This window comes from Blautia intestinalis, from assembly GCF_014297355.1.
In the GTDB taxonomy this organism is placed as follows: domain Bacteria; phylum Bacillota; class Clostridia; order Lachnospirales; family Lachnospiraceae; genus Blautia_A; species Blautia_A intestinalis.
In genome coordinates this window covers 837,618-856,066 of sequence record NZ_JACOQE010000001.1, presented here as the reverse complement: position 1 = coordinate 856,066, position 18,449 = coordinate 837,618, and the positions used below count along the sequence as shown (strand labels likewise).

The 18,449-nt window shown below is 41.6% G+C and carries 9 protein-coding genes; all 9 read right to left on the bottom strand.

Translation table 11 applies throughout. The features are described 5' to 3' along the window. Positions 1-58: 58 nt before the first annotated feature. Positions 59-895, bottom strand: a complete 837-nt coding sequence (locus tag H8Z79_RS03970) for a carbohydrate ABC transporter permease (protein ID WP_015542390.1) — start codon at positions 893-895, stop codon at positions 59-61. Then, positions 895-1,749 (bottom strand): carbohydrate ABC transporter permease, encoded by an 855-nt coding sequence (locus H8Z79_RS03965; protein WP_015542389.1) that lies wholly within the window; start codon positions 1,747-1,749, stop codon positions 895-897. The genes H8Z79_RS03970 and H8Z79_RS03965 overlap by 1 nt, the downstream gene beginning before the upstream one ends. A gap of 115 nt (positions 1,750-1,864) precedes the next feature. Then, on the bottom strand, positions 1,865-3,139 hold the full coding sequence (locus H8Z79_RS03960; RefSeq protein WP_015542388.1) for an ABC transporter substrate-binding protein: 1,275 nt from the start codon (positions 3,137-3,139) through the stop codon (positions 1,865-1,867). Between the two features lie 451 nt (positions 3,140-3,590). After that, entirely contained in the window at positions 3,591-4,604 is a 1,014-nt protein-coding gene (locus H8Z79_RS03955; RefSeq protein WP_015542387.1) for an HdeD family acid-resistance protein, read from the bottom strand. Positions 4,605-4,727: 123 nt separating this feature from the next. Next, positions 4,728-6,056, bottom strand: a complete 1,329-nt coding sequence (locus tag H8Z79_RS03950) for a threonine/serine exporter family protein (protein WP_015542386.1) — start codon at positions 6,054-6,056, stop codon at positions 4,728-4,730. Between the two features lie 37 nt (positions 6,057-6,093). After that, positions 6,094-6,897 carry a DUF4866 family protein gene (locus H8Z79_RS03945; protein ID WP_015542385.1) on the bottom strand — a complete coding sequence of 268 codons (804 nt, stop codon included), beginning with the start codon at positions 6,895-6,897 and terminating at the stop codon, positions 6,094-6,096. 145 nt (positions 6,898-7,042) lie between these two features. Next, positions 7,043-11,590, bottom strand: a complete 4,548-nt coding sequence (locus H8Z79_RS17235; RefSeq protein ID WP_118039777.1) for an Ig-like domain-containing protein — start codon at positions 11,588-11,590, stop codon at positions 7,043-7,045. A gap of 354 nt (positions 11,591-11,944) precedes the next feature. Beyond that, complete coding sequence (locus H8Z79_RS03935) at positions 11,945-16,771, bottom strand: cadherin-like beta sandwich domain-containing protein (protein ID WP_118039778.1); 4,827 nt, start codon at positions 16,769-16,771, stop codon at positions 11,945-11,947. Positions 16,772-16,794: 23 nt separating this feature from the next. Beyond that, entirely contained in the window at positions 16,795-18,444 is a 1,650-nt protein-coding gene (locus H8Z79_RS03930; protein WP_182279234.1) for a DUF4430 domain-containing protein, read from the bottom strand. Positions 18,445-18,449: the final 5 nt, after the last annotated feature.

Genomic DNA, 18,449 nt, shown 5'->3' with positions numbered 1-18,449 from the left:
CCTCCGGAAAGAATATCTTCCCGGAGACTTTTTATAAAGGTCTTTTTTATAGTCTGTATCAGCCTTTTACGGCACCGGCTACAACACCTTCAATGATATATTTCTGGCATACAAGGTACACGATGATGATCGGAATGATATCAATCATGATACTTGCCATCATCGGTCCCATCTGTACATGTCCGTAACTTCCTCTGAAGTACTGAACTGCCATTGGAATGGTACGGTATTTCTTAATATCCAGAACCAGTGTCGGCAGAAGGTAATCGTTCCATACCCACATCAGTTCAAGAATTGCTGTAGAAATAATGGTTGGCTTCAAAATCGGAATCAACACTTTGAAATAAACCTGCAACGGACTACATCCATCGATCAGAGCTGCCTCTTCTATTTCAAGCGGAATACCTTTTACAAATCCGGTAAACATAAATACTGCCAGACCTGCACCAAATCCAAGGTAAATGATGCAGATATTGTAAGGATTGTTAAGTCGTAAGGTATCTGCTGTTTTTGCCAGTGTAAACATAACCATCTGGAACGGTACTACCATACTGAATACACAGAGGTAATAGAAAACCTTGGATAATGCTCCGTTTACACGAACAATATACCAGGCCGCCATAGAGCAGCACAGCATGATCAGAACAACGGACATGACTGAGATCACAAGACTGTACCAGAAAGATTTGAGAAAATCCATCTGCGTAACACTTGCCACAAAGTTTGCAATGCCGTTCCAGGTTTCACTTGTTGGAAGGCCGAATACACCTGCGGTTGTAATTGCCGTCTCTTTTTTCAGTGAGTTGATCAGAATCAGTACGATCGGGTACATCCAGAGGATGCAGATAATTGTCAGTATAATTGTCGCAACAGGACTTTTCTTCTTATTTTCCATTACTGCTGAACCTCCTTAGATGATGTAGCCCGAAGCTGGATCAGCGCGATCACTACAACGAGAATAAAGAATACAACGGCTTTTGCCTGGCCGATACCCTTCCACTGTGGTCCGCTTCTTGCATAGAATGTATCGTAAATATTGAGTGCCAGTAACTGGGACTGTTTTCCCGGATCACCGCCGGTCAGTGAGAGGTTCTGGTCGAACATCTTGAATCCATTTGTCAGTGTCAGGAATGTACAGATTGTAACAGACGGCATGATCATCGGAAGTTTGATCTTAAATAAGATCTGTCTGCTTGTCGCGCCGTCGATCTGAGCAGCTTCGACCAAATCCGGAGATACGTTGTTCAGACCGGCAATGTAAATGATCATCATATATCCGATCTGTTGCCACATCAGAAGAATCAGCATACCGATAAATCCGTTTCTCGCAGAAAGTGAAAGCAGCGGCTGTCCCCATTTGGACAGAAGACCATTTAACAGAGTCTGCCAGATGTATCCAAGTACGATACCACCAATCAGGTTCGGCATAAAGAATACTGTACGGAAAGCATTTGTTCCTTTGTATCCTTTTGTCAGTGCCAGCGCAATAAAGAATGCCAGTACGTTGATCAGAATACTGGATACGAATGCAAATACAACCGTCAGCCAGAAGGAATGGCTGAAAGTATTATCCAGTAAAATCTTGGAATAGTTCGAAAATCCTACAAATGTCACATCCTGTACAGTGGTAAACTTACAGAATGAAAGATAAATGCCCCAGATGAAAGGCCAAAGAAAACCAATTACGAATGCCGCAAAGGTTGGCAGTACAAAAATCGGCCACCACTTTTTGATTGTTCTTCCTACCATGATGAATCTCCTCTTCCCTGTTCCGCAAAAATAATTATTACGGTTTTATGACTGACAGAAGGAGGCAAGAAATTCTGCCTCCTCCTGCTGATTACATGCTATTTTCAAAATCAAATTATTCAGAAAGAGCTTTTTCTGTAGCCCATCCATCAACGAATGCACTTACAACATCATCCCAGGAACCAGTGCCTGCTGCATATGCGGTAAGAGCTGTTCCAAGACCGTTTTTCCACTCTTCAGACGGCATTGTTGTGAAGTTCCATGATACAGGTGTAAGACCTGCTTCTGTGTACTCAGCATCCTCTTTTACAAATACATTTGTAGACTCCTGTGCTGTTTTGAAAGGAAGTGTGAATCCCATATCATCTGCCATGGATTTTGTTCCTGTTTCAGAGGTTACACACCAGTTCATGAAATCCAGAGTTGCCTGAATGTCTTCTTCAGATGCATTCTTGTTTACGCACCAGTAGTTCTCTGTACCTGTTGCAAGTCCCTCGTTCTCATCATCTACACCAAAGTAAATCGGGATCATTGCCATTTCATCATCACCGTATGTTTTGGACAGTTCTGCATATTCCCATGTACCATTCTGATAGAATACTGCTTCGCCGTTTACAAATTCGTTTCTGGAGTCATCTGCTGTCTTTGCAGAAAGTTCAGCTCCGTCACAGGTAGAATCTGTGATGTACAGGTCAAACAGGTTCTTGTAGTTGTCAAGATATGTTCCTTTGATTGCCTCTGTATCATCGATTCCGTCTTCTTTGTATTCATAGTAGATCGGAAGGTTTGCAAGATGTGTTTTGAATCTCCAGTCAGAGGAGCCGTCCATACCTGCTGATGTGAAAGCACCTTTTACTCCGAGTTCGTCTTTTCTTGCCTGAATGTCATCAGCTACTTTCTTCAGATCATCATAGCTCTTGATGTCGTCCAGTGAATAGCCTGCTTTTTCAAGTAAAGTCTTGTTTGTAATAAGACCATAGGATTCGATTACGTATGCGATACCATCTACTGCATCTCCGTCTTTCAGTTCGTATGTATCAGATGTAAGACCTTTTGTGATTTCTGCATCTTTCAGATCATAGCAGTAATCTTTCCAGCTCTTAAGTCCAACCGGTCCGTTTACCTGGAACAGTGTCGGTGCATCGCTTTTAGCCATTTCAGACTGAAGTGTTGTCTCATACTGTCCTGATGCTGCAGTTACAACAGTTACTTCTGTTCCTGTTTCTTCTGTGTAAGCTTTTGCCAGGTTCTGCCATGCTTCATCTGCTTCCGGTTTGAAGTTCAGATAATAAACCTTTCCGCCACCGTCTGCCATAACCGGTACTGACGGAATCATTGTTGCTGCCATTAAAGCTGCCATACCCATTGCTGTAACTTTTTTCATTTTCATAGTGATTGTCCTCTCCTTTTCTTGTAAGGTTTGTTCTTTCTTAAGCTGGTTTTATTATAGTTTTTGTTCATTTTTTATACCATGATAAAAAATCAAGATTTATGTTCATTTTTCAATTTTGATATATAAAATTTTTCAATCAAGTCACCATTCTCGGGTGTCGGTTGATGGAATTAGGATTTACTTTTCTCCAAGTCATCCATTTTCGGGGTGTCGGTTGATGGAATTAGGATTTACTTTTCTCCAGGTCATCCATTTTCGACAAAATTGGTTTGCTCTTATTCCAGATAGTTCCTACTGAGTCATCCGATTGCAAAATTTTGGTTGTTCTATTTACAACATATAAAAAATCAAGTCACTCTTCAGGCAATTTTCTGATGACCTTAGTACGAGTACCGTAACACTAAGTCACCATGCTCCATCGAAATGACTTGATTCTATTTATTTTCTACTATTCATTTTCTTTCTTACTGCCTTTACGTTTGCGGGAGATTACATCCAGAAGGCTTTCATCCTTCATATCTGAGAGGTCTTCGTCGGTGATCGTCGGCTGAGATACGGTATAAGCCCCTCTACCGGCTGGTGGGATGTCTTCCTCTGCCTCAGCGAAAGAATTCTCTGTTTCATCCGGTCTCACATCTTCCTCATTTGTCTGCACCGCCTCGAGTGATTCCTCCATCCGGGAAACTTCTTCTTCTTCAAAATGTCTTTCTTCTGATGCTGCGTTCTCTGCAGCATCTGCGAAGTCATGCATTTCCTCCGGTGCGTCTTTCTTCTTTCGGGAGCTCCACGGTGCATACTCCGGTTCCGGCTGCATGTCTTTCTCTTCCTGTACAAAATTCTCTGCATTCATGCCATCCGCATCACCGTCTGTTCCATCAGACAGGATTTTTCCATCTGCGTCTACTGCTTCTACATCCTGCTTCAGCTCTTTGAGGCCTTTTTTCAGAAGAACCAGATAGATCAGATCAATGATTCCGTTGCACAGGAAAATCCATCCTGCAAAAATCACTGTGTATTTCACCATCGTAAACGGATTGACCACAAGTGAAATACCAAGTGCAATAAAAATCAGGCTTCCAAACAGAAGTAACCTCCATGTGTCGACTCCACGTTTCTTAAGTTTGAAGCTTCCCTTGAGCGTCCAGATGCTGTCAACCAGAATAAATGTACCGAGTAAAATCGGGAGAAGTTTGACCACGATCTGTGGATTCATAAACAGGAAAATTCCGAGTACCATCAGGATACCACCTGAAAACAGATCGAAGATCGTTGAATTCAGTTTCTCGGCAACGTAAATCAGGATGTGATACATTCCTACCAGAATCAAAAGGATTCCGAACACAAATTTGCAGATGACGTTAATTGTATTGACCGGCATAAACACGAGACATACGCCAAGGGCAATGTAAACCAGAGAAGTTACAATCTGCCCTTTTAAAAAATTATTGATTTTTTCCCACATTGGTTTCCGCTCCTTTCATCCCAGTGGATATCTTAGGAACAGTATACCGTCTTTTTTACGATTCGTCCATAGGACATTCTGCGCCGAATGTCACTAATTCTGCCCATATAACACCGGCTCTTATCAGGTACAATAACGAAACGTTCTGTCTGTCAGTATCCTTGCAAAAATCAGCCCGAGCGGCAGTGCGGCAATGATCAGGATCGCCGCTGCAAACCACGATGCCGCAACAGAAAGAGACATCATACCCAGGTTATAAATTCCACGGTACAGATAAAGTCCCGGAACCATAATCACGATAGACGGAACCGTCAGGGAGATTCTCGGATATCCTGCTTTGTTTTTTATCAGCGATGCAAGAAGTCCGGCAGTCAATGCGCCGATAAAAGCAGTTACCGCCGGCGGCATTCCGGCCAGATCTACGAGTTCAAGTCGAAGCGTATTTGCGACTGCACCAATCAGTGCTGCAGTTGCCGCAAGACGGATCGGACTGTTAAACATGACAGAGAATCCAAACACACCACAGAAACTTGCTATAAGCCGCAACAAGATCCACATTTCCACCGGCATGGACATTTTAATAAAGTCAACCGGTTTCAAATGGAGAAGCAAAGCCATGATCCACGCTGCCATCGTTGCAACCTGAATGATGATCAGCGCATACATCAGACGTTCCATTCCAGAACGCATGTCAAGCTTTGCAAGGTCTATTCCACTGGTAATGAACGGAAAACCCGGAATGATAAAAAGCATCGCACAGATATACCCCGCCTCATGCTGAATGGAAATGCCCCACAGCATTTCTCCGATTTTCAGGAAACCGGCATATACCAGACATGCAAGCGATACGGATGATACAATAGAAAGAAAAAGTGTAAAATGATGCTTTGTCAGTTTGCAGCGGAGGAAATTACCAAAACCTGCGCCGACAAAGGCACAGAACATTTCCACCAAGCCGCCTCCAAGGAGAAATGTAAATCCGCAGCATGCAAGAGCGGCAGCAAATCCAAGGGCTATCGGGGAGTACAGCCCGTGGATTCTTTCGATATCATCGAGAAGAGAATGCAGTTCTTCTCCTGACATTTCTTTTCCGTCTATTTCAAATTCACGGATAAAATTTTCCAAACGATTCAGTTTGGAGGTGTTAACTCCGGTATTTGTCAGACACAATGACTGTGTAAAACCATCCTGACCATCAAAACATGTATATTCGATAGACATCAGGCCTATATCGGCCGTGCAGGTAATTCCCATAACCTCTGCAAGTGTATTCATAGAACTTCTGACACGCCACGCTCCCGTGCCGCAGGACAGAAGCATGATTCCGACACGCCCAATGATAGATGCCTTCTCCGTCAGGCTTGCCTGCGTGACAGGTATATCCTCACCGTTTTCGTCCGTATATTCATGCCACGCAATATCCATGTGATTTTTTCTGATCATCTGCTGCATGATTTCCACATCCCTGCTGATTTTTTAGCTTTTAAAATCATTTTGCCTGCGCCTTCATTTCTGCCAGAATTGCTTCACGGCATCCCAGTCCGATGCCATTTGCAAGCTCAATCGTTTTTTCCATTTCCCGCTCAAAATGACAGAACGGGAGAAAAATTCCGAGGGTGCTTGTATGCTTTTCAACTCCATTCTCATCTCGTTTGCCATAATACATCAGCGCACGCGGAAGTGCTTCCTGAAGCCGCATCAATGCTTCCCAGACAATGGCATATATTTTTTCTTCGTTGATCTCGAATTCTATCGATTCCGGGAAATTAAACATCAAAAGGATTCCTCTGTGTTCGGAAATCTTTCTTGTCTCGACCTCACTCTCATCGCTATAGAAATGATTCTCCCTGAAACCGTCCGCCATATACATCTGATAATCCGGAATTTCGTTTTGCTGTTCAAATAATTCGCGGAACATTTTGTATTTTTTCTCCCAGAAATGAAGTTCGGATTCATCAAGAAATTTCCCGTTTTCATCCGTCAGTAAGATCGGATTTTCCACACCTTTATCGTTGAAACGAATCGGGATCAAAAAAGAATTCCGAAGCAGATCAAAGACGCTGTTGTTGCATACTGCCATCATAAATGCTGATAAATCTTTGTTTTCGTATGCATTAAATAAGGCTGCTGCAAAAACAGTTCCCGGAATGTCGGTTCCGGCACCTTCGCTTTCTTCTGCTGAAGGAATTGCAGCAAAAAAAGTATTTTTCAGGCGGTCGCATGCGCGGGGATTTTTGAGGATCTCATCAAAGATCTGCTCCGCCTTTTCTTCTCTCGGAAATATTGTGCCCATAATAAAGCCTCCTTTTGAGGCTTATTATAGGAGGATAGGTGGGGAATGTAAAATTCATCTCTTCTATATTTAATATAATCAATTAAAATATAACGGTAAAACAGACCGGGACTTTGAATATCCCGGTCTGTGTGAAATATAAATATTATTTAACTTTTACTTTGATCGTGCAGGATTTCTTTCCTGATTTCACAGTGATCTTTACAGTTCCTTTTTTCTTCGCTGTAATGACACCTTTTTTATTTACAGTTGCCACTTTTTTGTTGGAAGATGTATAAGCAACCTTTTCCTGTGAGGTAAGTGGGCTGATCACCGGTTTCAGCGTGAACTTTTCACCCTTCTTCATACTTACCTTTGATTTCAGTCCGCTGATCTTTGTTGTTTTTACCTTTGGGGACTGAACTTTTACTTTCAATGTTGCTTTCTTACCACTTGCAAGTGTTACAGTGATCTTGGCTGTTCCATTCTTCTTACCGGCTTTGATCACACCATTTTTGTTAACTGTCACGATCTTCTTATTGCTGGATTTCCATGATTTGATAGAATCACCGTTTGCCATTGTAACTTTGATTTTCTTTGTAGTCTGTTTTTTCTGAAGTTTGATGGATTTCGCATTCAGTTTGATCGTTGCTGCAAGTTTGGTTCCATAGTCTCTTGTAGTTGTCTTGCCGCATACGGCGCATGTTCCCTGCTGTTTCTCCGGTGCGAATACGGTTGCTTTTGCAGTTGTATTCCATACAAAGTTATGAGAATGAGCCTCTACCTGAACAACTGCTGTCGGCGCTACAAAATATGTGTACGGTGTTTTGGTAACTGTAATCTGATAACTTCCTGCCTGATCCGCACTCAGCGTTACATTACCATCTTTATCGGTTATTGCTTCTGTTGTTTTGTTTGTGTCCAGATTCTTCATTTCAACAGTACATCCTGCCGCTGCTTCATCTGTTCCCCACATATCTGTATCCCTGAAATTAATTGTAAATGCCTGCTCAGTTACTACTTTTTCCGGTACATTCTGGAAATAAAGATATTTATCACTGTATTTTGCAGTATCTGCCAATAAGAATACACCTAATTCATCACCATTTTTCAGTACTTCCTCATTTGTAGTACCGCCAAATCTATTGTTTACCAGCATACCAACTGCGGCACCCTGAATTTTGAAGATTCTGTTGATCCATCCATTGCCGCCAATTTCCAAATAAGCTTCCGGATTCTCAGCAAACTGCTCTCCATACATCTCTGCATGAAGTTTGTATAACGCATCTGTGATCGTTACCTGATTTCTTACTGTCTCTGGTTTCTCATAGCCATATTTTTCAGCATCCTTTGATGTCACTTCAACCGTTCTGAGTTCACCATTCGGATCGGATGCCAGATGTGTACGTACTGTAATCGTTGCAGTATTTACATTCTGTGCATCTTTTGCTGCTTTTACAGCTTCATTCAGTTTGAGAAGTACTGCACTGGCTGTTTCCTCCGTCTGTGCATTTGCATCTTCTGCCTCTTTAATTGCTGCCTCAAGCGCTGCCTTTGTTCCTTCTTTATACTGTCCCGGTTCTGTGCCTTCAACAATATTTTCTGCCAGTTCTTTTGCTTCTTTAATTCTGTCAGGTAATGCTGCAAGCGCCTCTTTTGTTCCCTTTACTGTAACTGTTACAGAAACCGACTGTTTGTATACCTGCTTTAAAAATTCGTTTTCCGGATGCTTTTCGGCAAATTTACCATATCTCTCACTGCTGAGCACAGAAGAAATCGTAATCTGAGTATCATCTTCTCTTCTGGTTACGAGCAGATTTTCATGCGTAATTACCGCATTGTTAGATGATTTGAATTTGTTATATCCGGCACCTTCCATGATCCATGGATCAGTAAACTGACTATCCGGAATGATACCTTCACCAGTTTTATTCTCACCATTATAAATCCATTTTGGCTGTCCGTTTTCATCAAGAATCATTTCCTGAAATGGATGAAGGTTCTCTTTGACAGAATCTTTATCTGCATTCTGTCCGTCATTGATTCCTGCAAAGTAATTCTCCTTTGCTGCCTGCATCATCTTTAATTCAGCCTGTTTCTCCGCATCAGTGATTGCTTTAATTGTAACAGCAATCTGTTTTGATGCGCTTACTCCACCACGGGTAAATGTAACGGTCAGATGTCCTGTCACATCGTTGTCACCGGTAAAGCGGTCCAGATATGCTGCGTATCCATTAATCTGAATAGCATCTGTATCGGAGGTTACCGTAATTTCCTTGTTTTCAAATACAGGCTTTCCATTTTCATCTTTAATTCTGGTATATCTCGGAAGCTGAAGATCAGATTTACAGTTTGAAAGATCTACCACTTCTTTTGTATTAAAGTCAGTTATGCGGTCTGCTGTGTAATACTTGTTCAGGATTTTCTGAAGTTCTTCTTCTGTAGCTCCAGTCTCACCGGTTCCCTTTACTGTAACTGTAAAAGTTTTTGTATATGTAGCAAAATCTTTTACAGATTCTACATTAGAATTTAACAGAGTATCATTTGCCGTAAAAGTTGCCGTCAATGTTACTTCTGTATCTACTGCCGGTGCATGAATCTCGCCTGTTACCGGATAGATGATTGCATTTATAGCCGGATCTTTCAGACTGATCACATCTGGTTCAGAGGAAGACCATGCAATTTCAGACCATGCAGTTCTGGCATTACCAGTTATGCACTGCGGAAGTGTCAGTGCTGATTTTACATCACCAATGTCTGTATTCTCTCCCTTGATCGTATCCCATGTAAGAGCATCTTTTTCAGCAGACATTTTTGCATTGTAATGATCACAATCCCATCCAATTGTTGCCCTGCTCTCTCCGCTCTTTACAAAAGCTCCGTTCAGCTCAAATATATACACAAGAGAAACATTTGTACTGTTAATTCCACTCAATGATGAATTTGGAGTATCTGCCTTGTTGTAATTGATTGTTCCACCTGTTGCAATTACATCTGGGGTATCTGTTGAAGCAACGTATACATTTACATCTGAAGCGCCTGCAATATCATATTTCGCAATTTTAGTCTTTACAAAATCACAAATATTTTTGCAGGATGCAAATTTCGGACGAAGTGTATACTCTTTGTCAAACTGTTTTTTTACAGCTTCTACTGTTGCCTGATCAGCTTCTGAAACATTTGCAGCTTCCATAAGAACCGGAACAGTAATGTTTTCTTCATCACCTGATGGTTTGTAGGATCCTGTTGCTTTTTTGTATCCGTCTGCCTCAACGGTATAATCATAGGTTGTATTTTTATCTAAGGTATAGACGCCGTCATTCGGAGTTATAGTTTCCGTACCACCGTAGCCGTAATCGTCTTCTTCCTCATATGTCACGGAAATTTTTGCGTTTGCAATGTCTGCGCCCTTAAAATCAACCGGTTTGAATGTAACATTATACTTGCTGATGTCTTTTTCCATCTGAATGTCGATGGTTTTGTTCGCATCCGGTGTAATGGAGCCGTTCACCGTCTTGTAGTTCGTAGCTTCAATGGTGTAATTATAGGTTACTCCATTGACAAGCTTATAACTGCCGTCGTCTTCAGCTTTTATAGTATTTAAATAGTCGCCAGCTTTTTTTACCGTTACTGTAGAACCTGTAATTGTATTTCCGGTTGACTTGTCAGTAACATTAAAGCTGATATTTCTTATAATTTTTTTCTGAAGCTGTACAGTTCTTACTGTATTTTCTTCTGTTGGGTTGAAAGTAAAATAACTGTCTTTATAGTCAATATATCCGTCTCTTGTAACAGTCAGCGTATACCCTGCGCCCTTTTCCATCTTATATGAGCCATCTGTTTCCGGAGAAACTGCTGTCCAGTTTTTCTCCAATTTGATGGTCGTTTTTCCATCTGTTGTAAGATCGGAATTATCGTCTGCATCCACTACCTTGACAGTCATGGTGTAGTTCGGCTCTGCAGATTCAAGTGTTATCTTAAATTCCTGTGTCGCCAGTGCAGCAGTGGAAGCTTCGTTCACATTATTTATGATATCTGTGCTCGTGTCTGCTGAAAAAAGTCTTAACGTTGCCGTAAAACTCTTTTCTGTTGCAGGGCGTTTACTAATACCTATACTTGCATTTGTTGCTGGCTTTTTACTTCCAATCTTCAGCCAATTGCTGGCTTCTTCATCAAAATACCATCCTGTTTTGTATGAGCTGCTGCTGCCCTCATACTTCAATCTAAGGCTCGAAAGACCACCTCCACTTGGAGTTTTTAATCCTACAAAATAAGATAAACCGTCACTGCTTTTTACAACACTATTTCCGCCTGTTGTAATAATCTTATTTTTTTCAATGTAGTTTGTCTTTAGATATGCTTCCGCTGCTGCTTTTGCTTCAGCATCACTGTCTGCATCTGACCCTGCATCACTGAATGCTGCAATGTCGTCACTGTCAGTTACATTCTCATCCCCTTCTACAGAGAATTCCTCTGTATCATCCTGAGATGCCCCCAAAATTGTCAGATTTTCCGCATCAGCTGACTCTTCGTTCTGGACAGAAAGCTCCGCATCAGCTTCCCCATCTGTATCTGCCTGCACTTCTATCGCATCCTGTCTGCCATCAGAAAATTCGATATCTGCTGCAAATGCATTTGATGGAATCATGGTCACTGTCATCATTGCCGCCATAGCAACTGCTGACATACGTTTCATTAATTCTTTTTTCTTCACTTTGCTCCTCCTTTAGTAAGCTATTTTTGGCAACAAAAAACAGAGTCTCATGGTATAGATGAGTCTCTGTCCTTTATAACGCGTTGGTTTGCCGACTTAAAATATACTCCGCATTTTACACCTTACACAGCAAAAGCAGTTCCGGATTCTCACCGGATTCCCTTAAACTGACCATTTCTGATCTGACCACGTCTGGTTGTCCTGTTGTCCGACTATTATAACATTCTTATTCAATTGCGTCAATGTATCTGAATCATGAATACACTCTGTTGTTTCTTGCAAAAAATGACTTTATCGCAAAACAGGCCGGAGCTGTTCGCCCCGACCTGCTTAAATTAAAGATTTTTTATAATATTATTTTACTGTTACTTTGACTGTGTAGGATTTCTTTCCGGATTTTACGGTAATCTTCGCAGTTCCTTTCTTCTTCGCTGTGATGACACCTTTTTTACTTACAGTTGCCACTTTTTTGTTGGAAGATTTATAAGTAACTTTTTCCTGAGAGGTAAGCGGGCTGATCACTGGTTTCAGTGTCAGTTTCTCTCCCTTTTTCAGGGTTTCTTTTGATTTCAGTCCTTTGATCTTGGTTGTTTTTACCTTAGGTGTCTGAACCTTAACCTTTAACGTTGCTTTCTTTCCGCTTGCAAGTGTAACAGTAATCTTTGCAGTTCCGTTCTTCTTGCCGGCTTTGATCACACCGTTTTTGTTGACTGTCACGATCTTCTTATTGCTGGATTTCCATGATTTCACGGAATCTCCGTTTGCCATCGTAACTTTGATTTTCTTTGTTGTCTGTTTCTTCTGAAGTTTGATGGATTTCGCATTCAGCTTGATGGTTGCTGTAAGCTTGCTTCCAACCTCTCTTGTAGTTGTCTTACCACAGATAAAACATGTTCCCTGCTGTTTCTCCGGTGCGAACACAGTTGCTTTGGAGATTGTTTTCCAGTCACTGATGCGGCATACATGGTCGGCATTGATATTATTCAGATCCGGCACGCCATCTTTTGTGTAATCATCTACGTAATACCATGTCACAGTACAATCACTGTTCAAAATCTGCTGATCAATTGCATTTACATCATCAGATGTTCCGTTTACTGCATACATCCAGCCAGATCCCGGACCATTGTCAAATTCTTTCAGTCCATTGATCTCCGTCACATAATTTCCGTTTCTTATAGTAAACGGAATATCATTGTTCAGGAACATCATTTCTGTCACATATTTTGCGGTACTACCTTCCGGAATGCTGCACTTGACCTGATTCAGCCAGAAGCTTCTCCATGTATGTGCATCTTTTCCATGTTTTTCATCACCTACGATAGAAAAGTTTACCTGTACCATTTTCTGATCTTTGGAGTCTTCTCTTTTGACGATCACAGAATAAGGTTTTGTCACTTTTCCATTTCTGGAAGTTACTTCAACAACAACTTCTGTATCACCATCATTTAATGGAATTACGTCACTTAAATAATCTTCCTGGGCTGTTACAGACTTTCCATTTACTTTTACTGTTGCATCTTCATCTAATGCTTCTGCTGACAAACGGATCTTTTTACATTCTTTTGTCATGTGAAGCACATATCCGTCACCATTTTCTTCTGCCTCAATACCGCCCGGCATTGCAGCTACCGTTTTCAGTGTGGTATTGTCTTCCGGATCTGCTGTTCCTGACAGATTAAAGTAATAAATCACCGGTTCTTTCTGGTCATCCTGTACGATTACACGCAATGTTTTCTGTACACTGACCGTCTTTGATGTTGCTCCAGATTTTACTCTCTGGTTTGATACATAAATATTACTGTTTTCTCCTGCTGTTGGTGTTACTTTAAATGCAGATATATCGCTTACCGGCACGTCATTGTATCTATAGACACCGGTTTTTAATTCGATCTCATTGCCATCAATCACGATATTTTTGAGATCTTCTGTCTTTCCTACGGATGTACCCCCTGATTTCGCTCTTAAAACGCCACTTACCTCAGAAGAAACTTCTCCCATAGAGCCATTATCTTTGCTTTGTGCAGTATAAATTTTTACATATTTGACAGAATCAAGCTGAACCGGATTTCCATCAGTATCAACTGCCCATGAAATATCCATTCCATCGCCATTTGTATTGTAGTTTGGATTTTCTTTATACGGATTCACTGCAGTATTGTCGTTGCCTGCCGCATTCGCATGTGTATCTCCGTAACCAAAATTCAGCGCTGCAGAATTGCTTACCCTTGTACCGCTGACTGTCATGGAAGCATCTGTATAAGATTCATTTTTACCTGTTCCCTTATTCGTTTCGCCATAATTCAGCGGATCCGGATAATATGCCTGTGAATGGTAGGTGTTCGCTTTTACTGTACCGGATGCACCTGTGGAATCTGTCCACAGAACATCCACCGCTGACTTAAATGTCGTATCAGTATTGGTATAAGTCATGCTTATATTATGCTGTGTGGTACGTTCATAGTAATCACTTCCCGCCAGCTCATACCATGTATTTCCATCCTGAGAAACCATCACTGCTGCCGGTTCCATTCCTGAAGAATAGCTCTCCCCGGTCTCTGATTTCTGAACATTGCCATATACGATAAAATCAATACCATATGGATTCTGGTCACTATTCTGTATCGGTTCTTCAAATTCATATACAATACTTCCGCCGAAGCTTCCGAGTGTGACCATTCTTCCACTGTTCGGACCTGCAAGTGTCACTGACGGATCTTTATATATATCAACATTTACAAACTGTCCCGGTGCCGGAAGATAAGAACCGAGAAAATCTGCGGAATCTGCCGGTGCACGCATAAGATTGAGCACATATTTCTGTGCTTCCTGAACAGTTACTGTACTGTCCTCTCCACTCTTTGTATTTCTGATCCAGAACAAAGTAATGATTTTGCTTGCAGACTCGTCTACTGCAACGCTGATGATATCTCTGTTTTTGTACTCTTTCTCATCGCCGGAAACCTTCACCGTAACATCATCCGGTACATTTACTTTTAAAGGTACTTCACGAAGAGAGTGATTGAAGTTGATTCTTCCTGTCCAGTCTTTTGCTGTTGTCTCTTCTACCGCAAAAGGAAAAATTTCTTCACTTCCATCAATCTGTACGTTTCCTTCCGGTTTCTGTTTTCTGTGAACCAGAATCGGATATGTTTCGGAAGAAGAACCGTCCTTTTTGGTCACAACTATCTTAATTGTGTTATCACCAACTGTAAGCGGAACATTTGCAGACACTTTGTTGTTTGCAACGTCAATACTCTGCTCTTCTCCGTCTTTTTGGTATTTTATCTGTACTTTATCCGTTGTAGTTGTAAGCGCAGGTTTGAAAGTCACCTGATCTCGGTAATAGTTGACTTCGTATCTGTATTGTTCAGCCACACCACCCTGATCCACTGCCGGGCTGAGTGTTTCCTCTGTCGTATATTCTGTTCCTGAAAGTGTATTTACTTTCATTCCACTTCCAGCTGAAGCAGATGCTGACAACGTAAGACTTTTCAGTGAATGTGCTGCCTCACCATTTTTGTGTACAGTCAGTTTGTAAACTTTTGTCTTTGTTTCATCCCCCTGCACACTTCCTGTTGGAGCTGTGACTGTAATCTTGATCTCAGTATCCGCATTTGATTTAAGATAACAAGTTACACTCCCTGTTGCAGACAATGAAGTATCCACAATAGTTCCTTTATTTGCATTCGTAAGACTGGAATGTCTTGTTACCTTAACAGTCGCTTCCGGAACGAGCGTATTTCCTTTAATTGCAATGGAATCTATCGCACCGACAGTCATCTCATATTCGTATGTATCTTTATCAAAAGATGCCATCGGACTCTTAATGCTCGGAGCACCAGCAGTCGGTGATGATACATACAGATTTTCGAGTTTGGCATCATCTTCAGAAGATGCTGTAAGTGAAATTACCTGTTCCTGTTCTTCCCCGCTTTTAACTGTAATTTTCCCCGATTTGGTAATGTATCCTTCTTTTTCTGCTGTCCATGCATAAGTCTGTGTTGCAGTGGAAGCACCTGCATGAAGCGTATATTTACGTAATGCTCCATCTTCTTCAGTAGAAATATAGGATGCATCTACCGGAGTTTTATAATAATTATCAGTTACTGTAAGTGTGGCATCCGCCGGTGCGATCCGTATCGGAAGAACTACCGGCTCGAATGCCGGAACTGTAAGATCATAGCTCAGTGTCTTACTGACTGCAGGATCATTCTCATTAGCCAGAACTGCCTCCAGCTTATAGACGGCATCTTCCTTTCCTACATTCGGACGTACAACAGTAGTTGTCGTTCCTTTTGCATCCAGTGTAATGCAGTTTTCTGTTCCGCTCACATATGTCAGTTTCCATGACAGAGTGACCGCATTATCTCCTGATTTATAAACCTGTGCTGCTGTCGGAAGCTTTGCAAGTGCCGCCACTATCTGATCCTGACTGGTATTTGTGCCTTTGATCGTATCAAAACTGATCTGCTCTGCTTCAAAATCTACGGCTTCCTGTGCAGTTACTTCAAGCGGTTTTACTGCCAGATAAAGCAGATTGATTTTTGATGAAACCTTGTCCCCAATAGAAAATGTCACACCTGTAAATCCCGGTTTGGTATCTGCTACTGCATGCACCGGTGCGATATCCAATGACGCAGTATCCATGGTTGTTTCTTTTCCTGACGCACCAGATAAAGTTCCTGTATAATTAAACTGTACGTCATATTCTGATTTCGGCACGATTTTTTCTATTTCTGCCTGAATAAATGCCTTTGCATTTGTATACTGACCTTCACCTGTTCCATATGGAAATGCAAGTGCTGTACCTATTTTATAATTTTTGAATGCATCATAGAGTGCTGTCAGGGCTTCTTCCGGTGTCCTTGTTTCAGCATCCGCAAACTCTGTTATTTCTTCTGACTCACTATCTAAAAAAATATCGTCCGTTTCGCATTCTTCATTGATTCCGTCATCCAATCCGATTACGATATCTTCCTCGGATTCCTCCTCAATCGTGACAGAAGAATCATCCTCATCGTCAGTCACAGAGAAATCACTGTATGAATTCTCCTCACTCTGTGTACCTTCTTCTGTAAAAACCGTTATTTCTGCTGCCATCGGACTTACCGCTGATGTAAGAATCAATGTTCCGGTCATTATAAGTCCCAGGAAACGCTTCACAAGCTTCTTTTTCATCTACTACATTCCCCTTTGCTTCTTCATTTTTTTATTTTTACATTTTTCATACTGCTCCAGCTTCCATACAGCTTTCCCCCGGAAACTTTTTTGTAGCTTCGAAGGCGCACATAGTAACGTTTGTTTCTGGCAAGTTTCTTTACTGTGCAGCGTGTGGTTTTGTATTTTTTGATATTGACGGTCTTAACGTTTTTACGGAATTTTTTGTCTGTGGAATACATGATCTGGTAACCGGTCGCACGGGTATCTTTTTTCCATGAGACGGTCATCTGTCTTGACTTCGATGATTTCAGTGCCGGTGCACTCTGTCTGATCGGCGTAATCGATACCGGGATCTTAAGTACGGTTGTTTTCTTACCTTTTAACGATGCTGTAACCGTAATTTCTGTTTTTCCCGTTCCGCAGATCACTGCTCTTTTTTTCTTATCGATGGAAACGACCTTTTTGTTTGCCGATTTTACGCTGACAGAAGCACCCTTCTCTGCCTTGATGTTCAGATTGAGTGTTTTTTTTGCATAAGCAACATTTACCGTTTTTCGGCCGACAGATAAATTTACGTTTGATACCGTCGGTTCCTGCGGTGTGACCGGTTTCGGATCTACTCGATCTGGCACAACAGGATCCGGTTCCTCTCCGTTTTCTTTCAGTACGGTTACTTTATATGTCGGAAGGCTTGCATTCGTTTTTAATATGTACTTCGCCTCATTCAACTGAAATATCGGTTTGAAATCATAGAAGCCCGGTTTCTGCGGATTATAATCTGCGCACTGCCAGGTCACATTCCAGATGTTGATGGTATTAATGCCGGTGTCACTTATCGTATTTTTCTGTCCAATGAGTGATGTCGGAAACGTAATGTCTGAAGCCGGTGTCCCATAGCTTACTTTCGCCGAAGTATTGCTCTCGCCGACCACGAAGTCTACCGGCGAAATAATTCCGATATTCTGTGCAGCAAGGTTCAAAGTGCCATAATCTGTCAGATCACTTTTTTTCGATGTCAGATTTCCCAATACATTGATGCAGCTTACATATGCTGCTCTGATATCTGACCGGTTCATCAGTTCACTGGTCTTATGTATATAAGCCATTGTTTTGTACAGGTTATCCCTGTTCAGCTTCTCGCTGGCAGAAATCGACGGATCACCTTCTTTAAGATCCTGTCCCTGTCCGACCAGAGTAAACTGCCAGCGAATCACATCTCCGCTACTTACCTTCGTTGAGGCTGCGCCAACTTCCGGATAAACATTATTGACGCAATACATCCATCCGGATTGTGGGGTATAGTCAAATTCATTCAGATACTGTGCATTTTTTATATCTTCTACATTGACACTCAGATTTTTCGCTGTGATCATCTGCTGTACAAACGCAGGAATTGAAATTGCACCTCTGTTCGGATCTGATATTCCCTGAAGATAGTATCCGTATGTGCTGTTCATTGTCGTAAGCGCGGATCTGCTATTTGCTTCCAGCACTCGTTCTGTAACTGTTTTTACAGTATCTCCACTTTGAAGTGTCACTGCTGTCGGTTCTATGATATATCCCTGTCCCAGAGTTCCCTTCTCTACGGAAATGACGGCTTCATTTGTTGCTGCCGGTGTATGCTCCGGAAAAATCCAGAGCATACAGATTGCAGCAATTACCGCCAGAAAATAACTTTTCCATTTTTTCATGCGGT

What these genes read in the sequence shown, in the direction of transcription:
- H8Z79_RS03950 (WP_015542386.1), bottom strand. Translation starts at nt 6,056, where the DNA reads ATGCAGCAGATGATCAGAAAAAATCACATGGATATTGCGTGGCATGAA.
- H8Z79_RS03965 (WP_015542389.1), bottom strand. Translation starts at nt 1,749, where the DNA reads ATGGTAGGAAGAACAATCAAAAAGTGGTGGCCGATTTTTGTACTGCCA.
- H8Z79_RS03935 (WP_118039778.1), bottom strand. Translation starts at nt 16,771, where the DNA reads ATGAAAAAGAAGCTTGTGAAGCGTTTCCTGGGACTTATAATGACCGGA.
- H8Z79_RS03955 (WP_015542387.1), bottom strand. Translation starts at nt 4,604, where the DNA reads ATGTGGGAAAAAATCAATAATTTTTTAAAAGGGCAGATTGTAACTTCT.
- H8Z79_RS03960 (WP_015542388.1), bottom strand. Translation starts at nt 3,139, where the DNA reads ATGAAAATGAAAAAAGTTACAGCAATGGGTATGGCAGCTTTAATGGCA.
- H8Z79_RS03970 (WP_015542390.1), bottom strand. Translation starts at nt 895, where the DNA reads ATGGAAAATAAGAAGAAAAGTCCTGTTGCGACAATTATACTGACAATT.
- H8Z79_RS03930 (WP_182279234.1), bottom strand. Translation starts at nt 18,444, where the DNA reads ATGAAAAAATGGAAAAGTTATTTTCTGGCGGTAATTGCTGCAATCTGT.
- H8Z79_RS03945 (WP_015542385.1), bottom strand. Translation starts at nt 6,897, where the DNA reads ATGGGCACAATATTTCCGAGAGAAGAAAAGGCGGAGCAGATCTTTGAT.